Consider the following 14,433-nt stretch of genomic DNA (forward strand, 5'->3'; position numbering starts at 1 on the left):
CGCAACGACGTGCCCCCGGAAGCGGGCTTGAGGGCGCGGCGCAGGGGTTTCAGCGCCCCGTCAGGCCTGCGGCTGCCTGCGCGCTATCGATGGTTCAGGATGATGTGCGATCTCGAGGAAGAGATCATGTCGCTGGACCTGACCCGGTCATTGAGGCTGGCGAGGGCCTCAGGCGCGGCGATGATGCATCTGGCAACCGCGTCGACCTCGCCGGAAAGCGAAAACACCTCGCAAACGCCTTCGAGCGATGCCAGCCACCGCAGTGCCGGCTCGCAGGGGCGCACGGCGATTTCCACGAACAGGAGAGCATGTATCAGGTCGCCGGCTTCCTCCGAGATCTCGGCCCTGTAGCCCCGGATGATCCCTTCTGTCTCCAGCCGGGTCACGCGATCCTGGACGGCGGTGCGGGACAGGTTGATCTGGCGCCCCAGCGCGGCGAAGCTGATGCGGGCGTTTCGCTCAAGCGCGGCCAGTATTCTCTTGTCTGTCCTGTCCAGAGCCAACTTTCCCTCGATACGCATGCCGCTTACGTCGGTTCGCAAGCTGTCCGGATGGCAGTTTCCGGGAGAATATACAAGCTCCCGAGACAGGAGGTCAGCATGAGAAAAGTCACCGCGAAAGAGTTTACCGGCACCAGGGCCTGGGACGCGCTCGACATCGAGAGCATCGAGGGTGCGACGGTGCGCCTGCACTGGACCGATGCGCCCTACAAGTGGCACGTCAACGACGGCCCCGAGGTTTTCGTCGTCCTTGATGGTGCGGTCGACATGCATACGCGCAAGGACGGCAGGGAGGATATCTGGCGGCTGGCGGTCGGGGACGTCTTCCATGCCGAGAGCGGCGACGAACATGTCGCGCACCCGGATGGCCCGGCCAGGGTGCTGGTGATCGAGAAGGCCGGGAGCGTGTAACCGGCCGGCAACCGCCGCCGGGCAGGGGCGCGGGGGGCTCTTCATTTGAACGGGGCCGGCGTTGCCGGTTCCGGTTTGCGGCGGAAGCTGCTAGAACGCGCCGTCGCTGCCGACGGCATTGTCGTCGCGAGACAGCCGAACCATGTTCGACGAACATGTACCTGGCCACCGAACCTGGCCACCGACCCTGGCCACCGACCCGGCAATGCGTGCCCGGTTCCAGGTTCCCGAATGCAAAGCCGATGAACGCGTATAACGATCACAGGATTGCCGTTGCCCCGATGATGGAATGGACCGACCGCAACTGTCGGGCTTTCCACAGGACCCTGTCGCGTCATGCCCTGCTCTATACCGAGATGGTTGCCTCGGCAGCGGTGATCCATGGCGATCGCGACAGGCTGATCGGCTTCGATGCGATGGAACATCCCGTCGCCTGCCAGCTCGGCGGCTCGGATCCGGCCGAAATGGCGGAAGCCGCGCGCATCGTGGAAGGCTACGGCTATGACGAGGTCAACATCAATGTCGGCTGCCCCTCGGACCGGGTTCAGTCCGGGCGCTTCGGCGCCTGCCTGATGCGGGAGCCCGAACTCGTTGCCGAATGCGTGCGCGCGATGAAGGCGGCGGTTTCCATCCCTGTCACGGTCAAATGCCGGATCGGCGTCGACGAGCAGGATCCCGAGCCGGTGCTCGATGCCACGGCCGATGCGGTCGCCGACGCAGGCGTCGACGCCTTGTGGGTTCACGCCCGCAAGGCCTGGCTGCAGGGGCTGTCGCCGAAGGAGAACCGGGATATCCCGCCGCTCGATCACGACCGGGTCTATCGCCTCAAGGCGCGCCTGCCCGGCCTCTATATCGGCATCAACGGCGGCATCGCGGATCTTGACCAGGCGGAAAAACACCTTGAACGGGTCGACGGAGTGATGCTCGGGCGCGCCGCCTACCACGACCCCTGGATCCTGGCGCGGGTCGACAGCCGGTTTCACGGGCAGGTCGACCCCGCACCCGACCGGCAGGATGCCATTGCCGCTTTCCGTGCGATCGCGGAAGAGCGGATCGCCGCGGGCGCGCGGGCGAACCAGTTGCTCCGCCACATCCTGGGCCTGTACCACGGCGTTCCCGGCGCGCGCGCCTGGCGCCGGCGCCTGACGGTGGATGCGGTCAAGCCGGGCGCCGGCATCGAGGTTCTCGACGCCGCGATGCAGGAGATCCTGGACACCGCACTGGACAAATCGTCCCCACTGGGTCAGTTAGAAATGACAGGGGCTGTCGCAAGCTAGAACCCGATCCCGCCCGTTCCCGCGACGGCTCGTTCCAACGCCATCTCACGATCTTGCTGGGGGCTTCTCATGGATTTGTCGTCGATCAACGGCGAGGTCATCGGCCTCGTGGTGGCTCTCATCGCGTCAGGCGCGGTGGCCGGCCTGCTTGCCGGGGTGTTCGGCATCGGCGGCGGCGCCGTCCTCGTTCCGGTGCTCTACCAGTTCCTGACCTGGCTGGGCGTCGATGAATCCGTGCGCATGCATGTCTCCGTCGCCACCTCGCTCGGCATCATCGTGCCGACCTCCATCCGCTCCTTCATGGCGCATAAGGCGCGCGGCGCAGCGGACCTCGAACTGCTCAAGAGCTGGCTGATCCCCGTGCCGGCGGGCGTCCTGGTCGCCAGCCTGGTCGCGGCGTATGTGTCGGGTGACAGCCTGAAGGGCATTTTCGCCGGCATTGCCGTCGTCGTCGGCCTGCGCATGCTGTTAAACCGCGAGAGCTGGAAACTGGGATCCGATATTCCCGGCAATCCGATACGCGCCGCCTGCGGCATGCTGATCGGCTTTTTCTCCACCTTGATGGGCATCGGCGGCGGCGTCATGAACAACACCTTCATGACGCTATACGGCAGGCCCATCCACCAGGCGGTGGCGACCTCGTCGGGCACCGGCGTGCTGATCTCCATTCCCGGCGTCATCGGCATGATCTGGGCGGGTTGGGGCGCGGCCGACCTTCCGGCATTCTCTCTCGGCTATGTCAACCTGCTCGGCGTCGCGCTGATCATCCCGATCACCACATTCGCCGCGCCCTTCGGCGTGAAGATCGCCCATGCACTGCCGCGTCGCCAGCTCGAGGTGTTCTTCGGCCTCTTCCTGCTGAGCGTTGCCGCGCGCTTCGCCTGGAGCCTGTGGGGCTGAGGCAGGCAGGGAGGCGGAAGAGGATCAGGGCTGCAGGATCAGCCTGTCGCCCTCGACCCGCCAACTGCTGAACCGGTCAAGCGCCGAAAGCCCGAAGAGACTTGTCTCAAGGGCCTCCTCGCGCGCCACGAAGGCCCGCAGGTCGCTCAGGCGAAGGTTGTCGATCTCCAGGCTTTCAAGCCGGATCGCCGCGACCTGGCTGATCCCGTTGGCGGTGGAAACCGGCACCGTGTAGGAGAGGGCGGCCGTGTCGATGCCAGCGGCGCGCGCGTCGCTTGCGGTCAAGGTCACCACCGAGGCGCCGGTGTCGACGAGGAACCCGATGGCCGCGCCGTTCACCGAAGCGTTGATCCGGTAATGCCGCGACCGGTCCCTGATCACGGTGATCGTGCCCGAGCGCGTGTCGGTCATGGCGGTTCCCGGGAGCAGAGTTCCCGACACGCGCTGCCGGACGGCGTCAAGTTCGCTGCGATAGGTGTATGCCGTCACCAGAGACAGGCCAAGAAGAGCCCAGAGGGCAAGCGACTTGAGCAGCGCCGGAACCTGGCGCGGCGCGGCGAGCATCGAGCCGCCGATGACGATCAGCAGCGCGACAAGCGCGACGATGCGAGGCCCCTTGTCGGAGAGCATCGATCCGTCGGCGGGCATCTCCGCACCGGCGAAAAAGGCGATCACGGCGCCCGTCATGATCACCAGGAGGGCGGCGATCACCAGGGTGCCGGCGAGATTGCCGCGAAACATCAGCCTGCCTCCTCAACGAGACGGGCGCGACCGGGCAGTTCCTGCGCGATCGCGCGGCGCTTGCCGCTCGGAAATCCGGCCCAGCCGGCGATCTCGTCAAGCGTTCTGAGGCAGCCGACGCACAGACCGCTTTGCGCGTCGATCCGGCAAAGCTTGATGCAGGGGCTTTCGATGTCGCTCATGCGGAAATTCCGTGCCGATGTCCGTTTGGTTTCAGGATGTATCGACCAGGATGTGGTGCGGCGTCATTGGCGCGACAAGGCCGTGATCGGAGCGGTCAGGATGCGCAAGGGAAAGGTGATGGCCGCTTTTGCCGTGTTTCCGACCGTTTCGACTGTCGCATCCGTGGTGCCGACCTGCGCGCGCAGGTCGAGCGATTCCAGTGCCCGGCGCAGCTCGGGAGCTGCCTGCGCCAGTTGCGCGAACTTGCCGTGGTTCGATGCGTCGGCGCCCTTGACCTCGGTCAGGTCGACGACCACGGCGCCGAGCTCGGCCAGTCCCTCCTCGTCGTCATAGGCGCCGAGCCGCTGCTTGCCGCCGGCTAGCAGGCTGGAGGCCTGCAAGGCGTGGTCGTCGCGCGAGACGAGAATGACATAGGGGCGGTCGGGCTTGCCCGAGCGGCGCAACTGCGACTTGAAAACATCGACATCGAGATCCGGCGCGGCCATGGCCAGGAGCCCCATCTTGTTGCGGGGCAGCGGCTTGCCGGAAATCCGGATTTGCCGGGCCGTCTCGGTCAGCACCCAGTTGCCCATCGAATGGGCCAGGACATTGACCTTTTCCGCGTTGGACGCGGCGACTGCCCGCAATGTCTTTTCAAGCCCGTCTCGGGCTATGGTGGCGCTGTTGTTGTCGTAGAGGTAGCCGGTGATCTCGCCGCTCGAGGCCCAGGTGAAGAGCACCGCGACCTGCGGCAGGCCGGAATCGTGCTTCAGCTGCACCATCCGGTAAAGCGCTTCGGGAAAGCGCGTGTTGTAGCCATGCACGAAGACGAAGACCTCGCGCTGGCCCTTCGGCCTTTTCGCCAGTTCCCGGTTCAGCGCCGCGCGAAACCCTGTGTCGTCCACGTAGCTGGCGGCGCGCATGGTGAAGTCCGTTTCCGGATTTCCCGGCGCGGTGCCCGGCCACTCGATCTTGCCCGGCTCATGGCCGGGGGGGACCGAGACGGTTGCGACGGCGTGGTCCAGTTCGTCGGCGCGCTCGCCGCTGAAGAGGCTGCCGGGCCGCGTGTCGCGTTGCCGTGTGGTGGCGACGAGCACCGTGTGCTCGGTCGCATCGGGTGCAGCGTCGAGCGAAACCGCCAGGCTGCCTGGACCTGGTCGGCCGGTGCAGGCCACCAGCACCGTCGCCAGTGTGAGGATCAGCGTCAGGCGAACCGTGGCGGAGCGGCCCGGGGCGGCATGTCGGCGGCATGCGGAATGGGATGTATTTGTCGGCAACTGCTGCAACTCCGGATCGCCGGCCAGATGGCCGGTCGCCAGGTCTTCATATCACGCAGCGGCAGGCGATGACATGCCGCTCATGCGGCCGCGCAAAGGCCGAGCAGGATCGAGAGGACCGCAACCTGCTGGGCGGCGCCGAGGACATCGCCCGTATGCCCGCCGATCTTGGCCAGCGCGAGACCTCGGATGCCCGCAGCGGTCAGCAGCGTCAGGAAGAGGGCCGTCATCGCCGCCGCCAGCGGAACGACGGCGACGGCAGCCAGAAGGGCGCCCCCGCCAAGCGCTGCCGCGAGCGCCGCGCCACGGGGCGACGGCGTGCCGCAAAGACTGGCCAGTCCGCCGGGGCGCGCCGGGGGCAGGACGCACCACACGCCCGCCATCACGGCCCGCGATCCCGCCTCGGCACAGACCAGAAGCAGGGCCGCCGGCAAAGCGGCGTGGCGCTCGAGGAGGGCGGTGACGAGCGCCACCTTGAGCAGAACCGAAAGGACCAGCGCCAGTGTTCCAAACGCCCCGATGCGGCTGTCCTTCATGATTTCGAGGCGACGTTCCGCCGTTCCTGCGCCGAAAAAACCGTCGACAACGTCCGCAAGCCCGTCCTCGTGCAGGCCGCCCGTAACGGCGATGCCGACGCCCACCGCCAGAATCGCGACCACCATGCCGGGCAGCGCGGTCGCGCCGGCGACCAAGAGAACCAGCGCGCCCGGCAGCGCCAGCACGGCACCGGCCAGCGGCATGACCCAGGCCGCGCGTGAAAAGTCGGGAAGCGCGGCCGGATTGTCGGTTTTGTTGACGCACGGAACGGGAAGACGGGAGAAAAAGCGGAGGCAGGCGGCAAGATCCGCCATCGCGCGTGAGATGCCTCCAGCGGGGCTTTCGCCGTCTTGCGGATGGTCGCCTGTCATTTTCTGTCCGTCCGCCTTTGCGAGCCCGTGCCCGTCGGTTTATAGATCGGCGCCCGCCCGCCGCCAAGTTCAGGCGGCTCGCCGCCGCCAGCCGGAGTTCCTGTTTCATGACCGTGTCCCAGTCCGCCCTGCCATTCGACGACATCCGCAATCTTGTCCGGCAGATGCCGGGGCCGGACGAGGAGGCGGTCGCCGAGGTGCGGGCGAGGGATGCGCAGCTGACCAAGCCTGCGGGCTCTCTCGGCCGGCTGGAGACGCTGACCGAATGGCTGGCCGGCTGGAGCGGCAAGGGGCGCCCCAAGGTGACGCGCCCCATCGTGGCGATCTTCGCCGCCAATCACGGCGTCGCGGACAAGGGCGTATCGGCGTTTCCGGCCAGCGTGACACGGCAGATGGTCGAGAATTTCTCGGCAGGCGGCGCGGCGATCAACCAGATCTGCATCGCCCACGATCTCGGGCTCAAGGTGTTCGATCTCGCGCTCGACATGCCGACGCCCGACATCACCGAGGAAGATGCCTTCGACGAGCCGAATTGCGCCGCGACGATGGCCTTCGGCATGGAGGCCGCCGCCGGCGGCGCCGACCTCCTGTGCATCGGCGAGATGGGGATCGCCAACACCACCGTGGCGGCTGCGGTGCTGGCGGCGCTGTTTGGCGGCGATCCGGCCGAATGGGTCGGACCGGGCACCGGTGTCGACAATGACGGCATGACGCGCAAGCGCGCCGCCGTGACGCAGGCGGTCAACCGCATCGCCGGCACGAAGGACCCGCTGGAGGTGCTGCGCCGGGTCGGCGGGCGCGAGATCGCGGCCATGGCAGGGGCGGTGGTCGCGGCGCGCCTGCAGCGCATCCCGGTGATCGTCGACGGCTTCGTCGCAACCGCCGCCGTTGCCGTCCTGCACGCGATGGATCCGCGCGCGCTCGACCACTGCCTTTTTGCGCATGTCTCGGCCGAACCGGCGCATCGCCGGGCGCTGGAAGCGATGGGCAAGGAGGCGCTGCTCGACCTCGGCATGCGGCTCGGGGAGGGCACCGGCGCGGCGCTCGCCGCCGGCATCGTCAAGGCCGCCGCCCAGGTGCATGACGGCATGGCGACGTTCGCGGACGCCGGCGTTTCCGGGAAGGGCGAGGGCTGAAGCTAGCCGGCAGAGCCGAGAATGCGCGCCCGGCAGGCGCTGGGGGTCTCGCCGGTTACCCGCAGGAACTCGCGGTTGAAGTTCGACTTGGTGTTGAAGCCGCTGGCGAGCATCGCGGCGGTGACGCTGTGGCCCTCTCCAAGCAGCTTGCAGGCGTGGCGGATGCGGTAGCCGTTGACGTGGCGCGATACGTTCTCGCCGCTTGTGCGGTTGATCGCGGCTGACAGCTGTTTCATCGGAACGTGCAGGCGCCGGGCGAGGCGGGCAAGCGTCAGGTCCGGATCGAGGCACGCGCCGTCCCGGTCGAGCAGCGCGTCGAGGCGTGCCATCAACTCCCTGTCGGCCGCGATGTCCGCCCCGGCGTCCCTGGCGACGGTGTCGCCGGCACCGGGCTCTTCGTCCTCTCCAACCGACCCGGGGCGCGCGGCGACAAGACCGAGCAGCCCCACGGCCAGCAGCGCCAGTGACGAGGTGAGGCTGACGACAAGGGGGCGCAGCCACGCTTCGCCGGACAGCAGCGCGATGGCGATCGCCGTGTCGCTGACCGCCGACAGCAGAAGCGAGGCGCCGACGGCCTGCCAGATGCGTTGCGGAAGGCGACCTGCCTCGAGCCGCGCGAGCGGCAGGTCTTCGCGGCCGCGCGCCTGCAGCAGGATCGCCGTGCCGTACCCGGCATAGAGTGCGACGAGGGCCGCATCGGGAAGCCAGTGCAGCGCGCCCTGGCCAAGCGGCACGGAAAGGCCCGTGGCGAGTGGCGCCAGCGCATGAGGCAGGGCACCGGGCAGGGCGGGTGCGCGGATCGCCGCCTGGCGGAACGCGAGATAGGCAAGAGGGGGCACCAGCGAGGCGGTCACCGGCAGCACCGGCTGGAGCGCGGCGATGCCGTAGTGCTGGACGAGGGAAATCAGGGTTCCCTGCAGTGCCGCCGCCCCGAGCAGCAGCGGAAAGAGGGACGGACCGTCCCGCAGCAGCACGAAGCGGCAGGCAAGGAAAGTCAGCACAAGGGCGACCGCAAGAGGGATCGGCAGGACAAGCATCAAGGTTCCTTCACGGGTCGGGGGCAACGCGGGAGAGAGCGAATCCATGGTGCAAGATCCGGTTCCAGTCGTCCCAGATCGCGTTTCAGGACGCAAGCAACGGTCGTAACCTGCCATTCGGGAGCTCCTTGCTATCAACGGAGTTCCCGCAATGAAACGCTTGATCCTCGCGGCCCTGACAGTCGCCCTGACAGCCTCCCTGTTTGCCGGCGTGGCGCCGCTGTCCCCGGTGGCGGCTTCCGAAGGTCTGGCCGACCTGCCCGGTTATGACCGCATGGACGTGCCGGCCCGCCATCGGGCCATGCCGCTTGCCGCATCGGTCTGGTATCCGGCCGGCCGCGTCACCTATCGCAACACCATCGGCGACAGCGCCCTGTTCGTCGGCATGCCGGCCTATGTCGGGGCGGCGGTTGCCGAGGGGCGGTATCCGCTGGTGCTCGTGTCGCACGGTTCGGGCGGGGCGATGGATGGCCTTGCCTGGCTCTCCTCGCGCCTCGCCGCACGCGGTGCCATCGTGCTCGCGGTGAATCATCCCGGCACGACGTCCGGGGACTCCTCGCCGCGCCGGACCATGCGGCTGGCACCGCGGGCCGCCGATCTGGGCGCCGCGCTCCAGGCCCTGCTCGCCGATCCGCAATTCGCACCGCATGTCGACCGTGATCGCGTCTCGGCGCTCGGCTTTTCGCTTGGCGGCAGCACCGTTCTGGGGCTCGCCGGCCTGCGGTTCGATGGCGACGCCTTTGCCGGCTATTGCCGCAAGGCCGGGGAGTCGTCGCCCGGTTGCGACTTTCTCGCCAAGGGTGGTGTCCGCCTCGACAGCCTGCCGGAGAGCTTTTCGGCGGACATGCGGGACGCACGTGTCTCGTCCGTGATCTCTGTCGATCCCGGCTTCACCCATGCCGCGGTTGAGGAAAGCCTCGCGGGCGTTCGGGTGCCGGTGCTCTTCGTCAACCTGGGCGAGGAGCACCGCTGGCCGGCGGTGGATGTCGGCCCGAGGGGCAGCGGTCTTGCCGCCCGGCTTCCCGGCGCGCGCCACGTGGCGGTCGCACCCGCGCATCATTTCACCTTCCTTGGCGTGTGCAAGCCGGGAGGCGCGGAACTGCTGCGCAAATGGGAGGACGATCCGATCTGCGACGACCCGGAGGGGACCGAACGGGCGCGGGCGCATGAGGAGATCGTCGGGATCGTGGCGGAGTTTCTGGAACTCGCACCTTGAGCAGGCGGGGGAACGAAGGGCAGGGAGAGGCGGACGAAGCGTGTCCGCCCCGCCTCAGGACGCCTTGCGGATCATCGACCGGCGCATGGCGGCGCGGCGCGGGTCGGTATTGGCGGCTGCCGTTTCCTCGAGCGCCGGCATCGCTTCCAGCACGCGCGAGGCGGGGAAGGTGACGATGACCTCGGTGCCCTCGCGCAGCTTCGAGCGCAGTTCCAGCTTGCCGCCATGCATCTGGACCAGCGCCTGGACGATCGGCAGGCCAAGGCCCGTCCCGTCCTCGGCGCTCTTGATGGCGATGGCGCCCTGGCCGAAGGCCTGCATGACGATCGGGATTTCGTCCTCGGGGATGCCGGGACCGTTGTCGCGGATCGAGATGTACTGACCGCCGCCGGCCGTCCAGCCGGCCTTGATCTGCACCTCGCCGCCGGTCGGGGTGAACTTCACCGCGTTCGACATCAGGTTGAGGATCATCTGCCGGACGGCGCGCTCGTCGGCCCACAGCTTGGGCAGGTCGGCCTCGTAGGTCTCGACGATGGAGATGTGCTTCTTCTTGGCCCTGATCGCCATCATGTGCTTGCAGTCTTCGAGAAGTTCGGCGAGCGGCACCGCTTCCTCGCTGAGCTCGTAGCGGCCGGCCTCGATCCGTGACAGGTCCAGGATCTCGTTGATCAGGTTGAGAAGGTGCTGGCCGGAATTGTGGATGTCGGCCGCGTAATCCCGGTAGGTGGGATTGTCGAGCGCACCCAGCAACTGGTTCTTCATCACCTCGGAAAAGCCGAGAATGGCGTTGAGCGGGGTACGCAGCTCGTGGCTCATGGTTGCCAGGAAACGGGACTTGGCGAGGTTGGCCTCCTCGGCGCGGCGCCGGGCCTCGTCGGAGATTGCGTTGGCCTGTTCCAGCTCGGCGATCAGGTGATCCTTCTCGGCACGGAACTCCAGCATCGTCACGGTCGAGATATGGAGCTGGTTGCCGAGCATCAGGAAAAAGCCCTGCGCACCGATGGCCATCGCCATCATGGCGTAGTGGATGGCCGACTGCTGGTTCAGGAACGAGACCACGATCGCCAGGGTGATCGGCAGCGTGCCGGCGAGCAGCGCCTTCGGCTGGCTGGCCGACAGCATTGTCAGCATGGCGATGACGATCAGCATCGTCGCGAACTGGAAGATCTCCGAGCCGTCGTGACCGGGAGCCGTGGACTGGAGCAGGAAGAAGCCGGCCCAGGTGAGACCGTAGAGCATGTCGCCGCTGATCATCTGCCGGCGCCAGCGCCGCAGGTCGTCGTCGACGGGTACCTCGCGATCGAAGCGGCGGCAGGCCATCAGCAGCAGCACATGGGCGATGATGTTGAAGGTCAGCCAGCCGACAATCAGCTCGGCGCGCATCCACAACAGCGAGATGCTGCCGACGATCAGTGCGAAGAGCGGCAGCGCGATCGCCGCGCTCAGCCGGTTCTTGGAGAAGGTCAGCAGCAGTTCGTATTCGAAGTTCGCCTCGTTTCCGTCGCTGACCGACAGCCGTTCGCGAACGTTGCGCACGGTGCGCGCCACGTCGCGCCGCCGCCGGGCACGTTCGCTGTTGAGTGCGGTCTTCGCCTCGCTGCTGGTCGTTGTTTCCTGCGCGGCCATGTGTTGCAGACGTCCGGTTGCCGGGACCTTGCCCCGTATGCTTGAAACCGCTTCATCATGGTGACCAACCCTTAATATCCGCCTCAAGGACGTGGTTAACAAAACGTCTCGTGCCGGTCATGATGCCGGCCCGCACCAAATACGCGGATCGGTGTTCTTTCAGGAGCTTGCAAGAAGCAAGGATGGCGCGCGCACCCGAGAAGGATGGACTGGACGCGCTGGCGGGAGAGATTTCCGCCTGCCGCCGCTGCGTCGACGCTCCCGACCGGAAGCCGCTTCCGCATGCGCCGCGACCGGTCTGCGTGTTGTCCGCCACCGCACGGATCGCGATCTGCGGCCAGGCGCCGGGAACGCGGGTGCATGCCAGCGGCCGGCCGTTCACGGACCCGAGCGGGGACCGCCTGCGCGACTGGATGGGGATCGGAGAGGATGTCTTCTACGATGAAGCGCGCCTGGCCATCGTGCCGATGGGTTTCTGCTTCCCCGGCCTCGATGCGAAGGGCGGAGACCTGCCGCCGCGTCCCGAATGCCGGCGGCTCTGGCACGACCGCGTCTTTGCCGGCATGCCGCAGCTGCGGCTGAAGATCGTCATCGGCGCCTATGCCCAGTCCTACCACCTTGGCGGGCATGCTCGGGGGTCGGTTCGCGAGACGGTTGGCGCGTGGCGGGAGATCTACGAGGCGACCGGAGAGGAAGGAGTGGCCGCAATCTGCATGCCGCATCCCTCCTGGCGCAACAATGCCTGGCTGCGCAAGAACCCCTGGTTCGAGGAGGACTGCCTGCCGGTCCTGCGCGCCGAGGTGGCGCGACTGACCGGATGAGCAAAAAAACGCCGGCCCGTTTGAAGGGCCGGCGCAAGGTTGTCCGGATTGATACCGCAGAGGAGATGTTTCGGTATCAGCCGAAAAGATCGCCCAGGAAGGCGCGCAGGTCGTCGAGCGTGGTGCGCTCGGAGGCCATCGGCAACGAGCCGTCCTGCGACCAGCCGACCATGCTCTCGTCGTAAAGGGAGACGTTCTCGTAGCCGAGAACCTCGTGCAGGACGAACCAGTTCGTCGCGGCCCAGTGACCCGTGTTGCAATAGGAAACGATCTCGACCGACTTGTCGGCCAGGGTTTCCGGAACCAGGGACGCAATCTCCGCCTGCGGCTTCAGCTTGCCGGCGGCGTCATTGTAGAAGCCGGCCTGGTCAAGCCCGAGCGCTCCGGGAATACGGCCGAAGCGCGTTGCCTTCGAATACTTGTCCCTGCCGGCGAACTGGTCGGCGGGGCGCCCGTCCACCAGGATCGCCGAGGTGTCGAGGCGCTTGGCGACGTCCGATGTCTGGACCAGATAGTCGTCACGCGGCTCGGCGATGAACATGTCCCCGACCGGGGTGACGTTGCCTGTCTCGAGCGGACGCTTTTCTGCTGTCCAGGCCTTGTGGCCGCCGTCGAGGATCGCGACCGCGTCATGGCCGAGATACTTGAAGGTCCAGTAGATGCGCGCCGCCGCGCCGAACTCGGAACTGTCGCCGCCCGCCGGCACGATGATCACGGCCTTGTCCTCGGACACGCCAATCTCGGAAAGGGCCGCCTCCAGTTTTTCCACCGAGGGCAGGACGCCGACGACGGACCCTCGATCGGTGCGCCAGTAGCCGGGATACTCGCTCCACACGGCGCCGGGGATATGCCCCTTGAGGTAGTCGTCCTTGCCGGACTTGGCGAAGGGAGAGCGGATGTCGAGGATGACGATGTCCTCGCGCTCGATGTGATTGGCCAGCCACCCGGTGGTGACCAGCGGAGTGACCGCCGGTGCGGCCAGCGCGGTCTGGGTAATCGCAATCGCCAGGAACATGCCGAGCGCTGCTGCGATACGGGTGAGGGGAAACATGTCGCGTCTCCGCTTGATGGGCTCCCGGATCCGCTCCGGGATTTGAATTTCAAGCTTTGAGTTGACATCGACTGGAAAACGCGGCAAGCGGAATTCAGTGTGCTCTTGGAAGAAAAATCTAAAATTCTCCAGAAGTGCAGTGACCAAAGAAAACCAGTATCGGCATGTCTGCGTTTCATAAAAAATGAATCCAGCTCTGTCGACTGCCATCCGGACCGGAAATCCATGATCGACCGCATCGACCGCCGAATTCTCTCCATTCTCCAGGAGGACTGCACGATTCCGGTGGCCGAAGTCGGCCGGCGAGTCGGCTTGTCGACGACCCCGTGCTGGCGTCGCATCCAGAAACTGGAGGAGGACGGGGTCATCCAGAGGCGGGTGGCCATCCTCGACCCGAAGAAGATCAACGTGAAGGTCACGGCCTTCGTCTCGATCACGACCTCGCGGCACAATGACGACTGGCTCCGCAAGTTCGCCGACGTCATCTCGGAGTTCCCGGAGGTGGTCGAGTTCTACCGCATGGCCGGAGCGGTGGACTATCTGCTGCGCGTCGCGGTCCCGGACATCGAGGCCTATGACGCCTTCTACAAGCGGCTCATCGCCAAGATCGACATTTCCGACGTCTCGACATCCTTCGCGATGGAGCAGATCAAGTCGACCAGCCAGTTGCCGCTTGCCTATGTGCAGACGGAGAAGCCACGGTCCGAGAAGGACGACTGAGGGCGGAGCGGCATCAGACGTATTCGGGTTTTTGCATGTGTTGGTGGCGCCCGGCCGCGCTCTGGGCTAGTGTGCCGGGCGATACCACGCTGCGGCCCGGTTCAGGCGGTGGCGGGAACGCTCGCTGGAGGTTCTCATGATGCAATTGTGCTGGATTGTCGGCCGCGGCCTGTGCAGCGGCGTGGTCGCGCTCGGGCTTGCCGCCTTCGGTGCGGTCCCGGTCTCTTTCGCCGATGACATCTCTCCCGTAGCCGAGACGCGTGTCGTCGAGGCGGCGTTCGATGACGTGCGCTTCGATGTCGAGAACGCGATCATCAATCGCGGCCTCGTCATCGACTACGTCTCGCGCATCGGCGAGATGCTGGCCCGCACCGGCGAGGATGTGGGGTCGGGCGAAGAGGTGTTCACCCGGGCGGAGGCGATGCTGTTCTGCTCGGCCGCGCTGTCGCGCGCGGCCATGGAGGCCGATGCGGGAAACATCGCCTTCTGTCCCTATTCGGTCTTCCTCTACGAAACGCCGGATGCTCCGGGCAAGGTGACGGTCGGCTACAGGCGACTGCCCGAAACCGGGACGGAAGCCTCCCGCAAGGCGCTTGCCGCCGTCAACGAACTCCTTTCCGGGATCGTCGGCGAGGCGGCCGGCGAGTAGC

16 protein-coding genes are annotated in these 14,433 nt (G+C 66.7%); 8 read left to right on the top strand and 8 right to left on the bottom strand.

The genetic code is table 11. The features are described from left to right. Positions 1-83: 83 nt before the first annotated feature. Positions 84-521 (bottom strand): Lrp/AsnC family transcriptional regulator, encoded by a 438-nt coding sequence (locus ACQY46_RS13725; protein ID WP_428696601.1) that lies wholly within the window; start codon positions 519-521, stop codon positions 84-86. A gap of 78 nt (positions 522-599) precedes the next feature. On the opposite strand from ACQY46_RS13725, the gene ACQY46_RS13730 reads away from it, so the two are divergent. The 3 genes from ACQY46_RS13730 (at position 600) to ACQY46_RS13740 (ending at position 3,088) form a co-directional block, all read left to right on the top strand. Next, complete coding sequence (locus ACQY46_RS13730; protein ID WP_428696602.1) at positions 600-911, top strand: cupin domain-containing protein; 312 nt, start codon at positions 600-602, stop codon at positions 909-911. Positions 912-1,153: 242 nt separating this feature from the next. Beyond that, positions 1,154-2,188, top strand: coding sequence for a tRNA dihydrouridine(20/20a) synthase DusA (dusA, locus tag ACQY46_RS13735; RefSeq protein WP_428696603.1), 1,035 nt, complete (start codon positions 1,154-1,156; stop codon positions 2,186-2,188). 69 nt (positions 2,189-2,257) lie between these two features. Next, positions 2,258-3,088: a sulfite exporter TauE/SafE family protein gene (locus tag ACQY46_RS13740; RefSeq protein ID WP_428696604.1), complete on the top strand. Its 831-nt coding sequence runs from the start codon at positions 2,258-2,260 to the stop codon at positions 3,086-3,088. A gap of 24 nt (positions 3,089-3,112) precedes the next feature. Here ACQY46_RS13740 and ACQY46_RS13745 read toward each other — a convergent pair whose 3' ends face one another. From ACQY46_RS13745 to cobS, 4 genes are all read right to left on the bottom strand, one after another. After that, positions 3,113-3,829 carry a retropepsin-like aspartic protease family protein gene (locus ACQY46_RS13745; RefSeq protein ID WP_428696605.1) on the bottom strand — a complete coding sequence of 239 codons (717 nt, stop codon included), beginning with the start codon at positions 3,827-3,829 and terminating at the stop codon, positions 3,113-3,115. After that, complete coding sequence (locus ACQY46_RS13750; protein WP_428696606.1) at positions 3,829-4,011, bottom strand: DUF1289 domain-containing protein; 183 nt, start codon at positions 4,009-4,011, stop codon at positions 3,829-3,831. Before ACQY46_RS13750 ends, ACQY46_RS13745 begins: the two co-directional genes overlap by 1 nt. Positions 4,012-4,074: 63 nt before the next feature. Continuing rightward, positions 4,075-5,268: an alpha/beta hydrolase gene (locus ACQY46_RS13755; protein ID WP_428696607.1), complete on the bottom strand. Its 1,194-nt coding sequence runs from the start codon at positions 5,266-5,268 to the stop codon at positions 4,075-4,077. 80 nt (positions 5,269-5,348) lie between these two features. Continuing rightward, on the bottom strand, positions 5,349-6,176 hold the full coding sequence (gene cobS, locus ACQY46_RS13760) for an adenosylcobinamide-GDP ribazoletransferase (protein ID WP_428696608.1): 828 nt from the start codon (positions 6,174-6,176) through the stop codon (positions 5,349-5,351). Positions 6,177-6,283: 107 nt separating this feature from the next. On the opposite strand from cobS, the gene cobT reads away from it, so the two are divergent. Beyond that, positions 6,284-7,312, top strand: a complete 1,029-nt coding sequence (gene cobT, locus ACQY46_RS13765; RefSeq protein ID WP_428696609.1) for a nicotinate-nucleotide--dimethylbenzimidazole phosphoribosyltransferase — start codon at positions 6,284-6,286, stop codon at positions 7,310-7,312. 2 nt (positions 7,313-7,314) lie between these two features. Here the strand turns inward: cobT and ACQY46_RS13770 are convergent, their stop codons facing one another. Then, on the bottom strand, positions 7,315-8,349 hold the full coding sequence (locus ACQY46_RS13770) for a helix-turn-helix domain-containing protein (RefSeq protein ID WP_428696610.1): 1,035 nt from the start codon (positions 8,347-8,349) through the stop codon (positions 7,315-7,317). Between the two features lie 151 nt (positions 8,350-8,500). Between ACQY46_RS13770 and ACQY46_RS13775 the strand changes: the two genes are divergently transcribed. Next, positions 8,501-9,565, top strand: a complete 1,065-nt coding sequence (locus ACQY46_RS13775; protein ID WP_428696611.1) for an alpha/beta hydrolase family protein — start codon at positions 8,501-8,503, stop codon at positions 9,563-9,565. Positions 9,566-9,619: 54 nt separating this feature from the next. Here the strand turns inward: ACQY46_RS13775 and ACQY46_RS13780 are convergent, their stop codons facing one another. Continuing rightward, positions 9,620-11,191, bottom strand: coding sequence for a sensor histidine kinase (locus ACQY46_RS13780; protein ID WP_428696612.1), 1,572 nt, complete (start codon positions 11,189-11,191; stop codon positions 9,620-9,622). A gap of 182 nt (positions 11,192-11,373) precedes the next feature. On the opposite strand from ACQY46_RS13780, the gene ACQY46_RS13785 reads away from it, so the two are divergent. Next, positions 11,374-12,012 (top strand): uracil-DNA glycosylase family protein, encoded by a 639-nt coding sequence (locus ACQY46_RS13785; protein WP_428696613.1) that lies wholly within the window; start codon positions 11,374-11,376, stop codon positions 12,010-12,012. 76 nt (positions 12,013-12,088) lie between these two features. Here ACQY46_RS13785 and ACQY46_RS13790 read toward each other — a convergent pair whose 3' ends face one another. After that, positions 12,089-13,063, bottom strand: a complete 975-nt coding sequence (locus ACQY46_RS13790) for a sulfurtransferase (protein WP_428696614.1) — start codon at positions 13,061-13,063, stop codon at positions 12,089-12,091. Positions 13,064-13,291: 228 nt separating this feature from the next. Between ACQY46_RS13790 and ACQY46_RS13795 the strand changes: the two genes are divergently transcribed. Both ACQY46_RS13795 and ACQY46_RS13800 read left to right on the top strand, forming a co-directional pair. Continuing rightward, entirely contained in the window at positions 13,292-13,783 is a 492-nt protein-coding gene (locus ACQY46_RS13795; RefSeq protein WP_428700488.1) for an Lrp/AsnC family transcriptional regulator, read from the top strand. A 136-nt stretch (positions 13,784-13,919) separates the two neighbouring features. Next, on the top strand, positions 13,920-14,432 hold the full coding sequence (locus ACQY46_RS13800; RefSeq protein ID WP_428696615.1) for a DUF302 domain-containing protein: 513 nt from the start codon (positions 13,920-13,922) through the stop codon (positions 14,430-14,432). The last annotated feature ends 1 nt before the right edge of the window (position 14,433 follow it).

It is taken from the genome of Stappia sp. (assembly GCF_965276915.1).
In the GTDB taxonomy this organism is placed as follows: domain Bacteria; phylum Pseudomonadota; class Alphaproteobacteria; order Rhizobiales; family Stappiaceae; genus Stappia.

Excerpts from the sequence above, each read along its gene's own strand:
- ACQY46_RS13785 (WP_428696613.1), top strand. The coding sequence starts at position 11,374 with ATGGCGCGCGCACCCGAGAAGGATGGACTGGACGCGCTGGCGGGAGAG.
- ACQY46_RS13730 (WP_428696602.1), top strand. The coding sequence starts at position 600 with ATGAGAAAAGTCACCGCGAAAGAGTTTACCGGCACCAGGGCCTGGGAC.
- cobS (WP_428696608.1), bottom strand. The coding sequence starts at position 6,176 with ATGACAGGCGACCATCCGCAAGACGGCGAAAGCCCCGCTGGAGGCATC.
- ACQY46_RS13780 (WP_428696612.1), bottom strand. The coding sequence starts at position 11,191 with ATGGCCGCGCAGGAAACAACGACCAGCAGCGAGGCGAAGACCGCACTC.
- ACQY46_RS13770 (WP_428696610.1), bottom strand. The coding sequence starts at position 8,349 with ATGCTTGTCCTGCCGATCCCTCTTGCGGTCGCCCTTGTGCTGACTTTC.
- ACQY46_RS13800 (WP_428696615.1), top strand. The coding sequence starts at position 13,920 with ATGATGCAATTGTGCTGGATTGTCGGCCGCGGCCTGTGCAGCGGCGTG.
- ACQY46_RS13775 (WP_428696611.1), top strand. The coding sequence starts at position 8,501 with ATGAAACGCTTGATCCTCGCGGCCCTGACAGTCGCCCTGACAGCCTCC.
- ACQY46_RS13725 (WP_428696601.1), bottom strand. The coding sequence starts at position 521 with ATGCGTATCGAGGGAAAGTTGGCTCTGGACAGGACAGACAAGAGAATA.
- ACQY46_RS13790 (WP_428696614.1), bottom strand. The coding sequence starts at position 13,063 with ATGTTTCCCCTCACCCGTATCGCAGCAGCGCTCGGCATGTTCCTGGCG.
- ACQY46_RS13750 (WP_428696606.1), bottom strand. The coding sequence starts at position 4,011 with ATGAGCGACATCGAAAGCCCCTGCATCAAGCTTTGCCGGATCGACGCG.
- ACQY46_RS13740 (WP_428696604.1), top strand. The coding sequence starts at position 2,258 with ATGGATTTGTCGTCGATCAACGGCGAGGTCATCGGCCTCGTGGTGGCT.
- ACQY46_RS13745 (WP_428696605.1), bottom strand. The coding sequence starts at position 3,829 with ATGTTTCGCGGCAATCTCGCCGGCACCCTGGTGATCGCCGCCCTCCTG.
- cobT (WP_428696609.1), top strand. The coding sequence starts at position 6,284 with ATGACCGTGTCCCAGTCCGCCCTGCCATTCGACGACATCCGCAATCTT.
- dusA (WP_428696603.1), top strand. The coding sequence starts at position 1,154 with ATGAACGCGTATAACGATCACAGGATTGCCGTTGCCCCGATGATGGAA.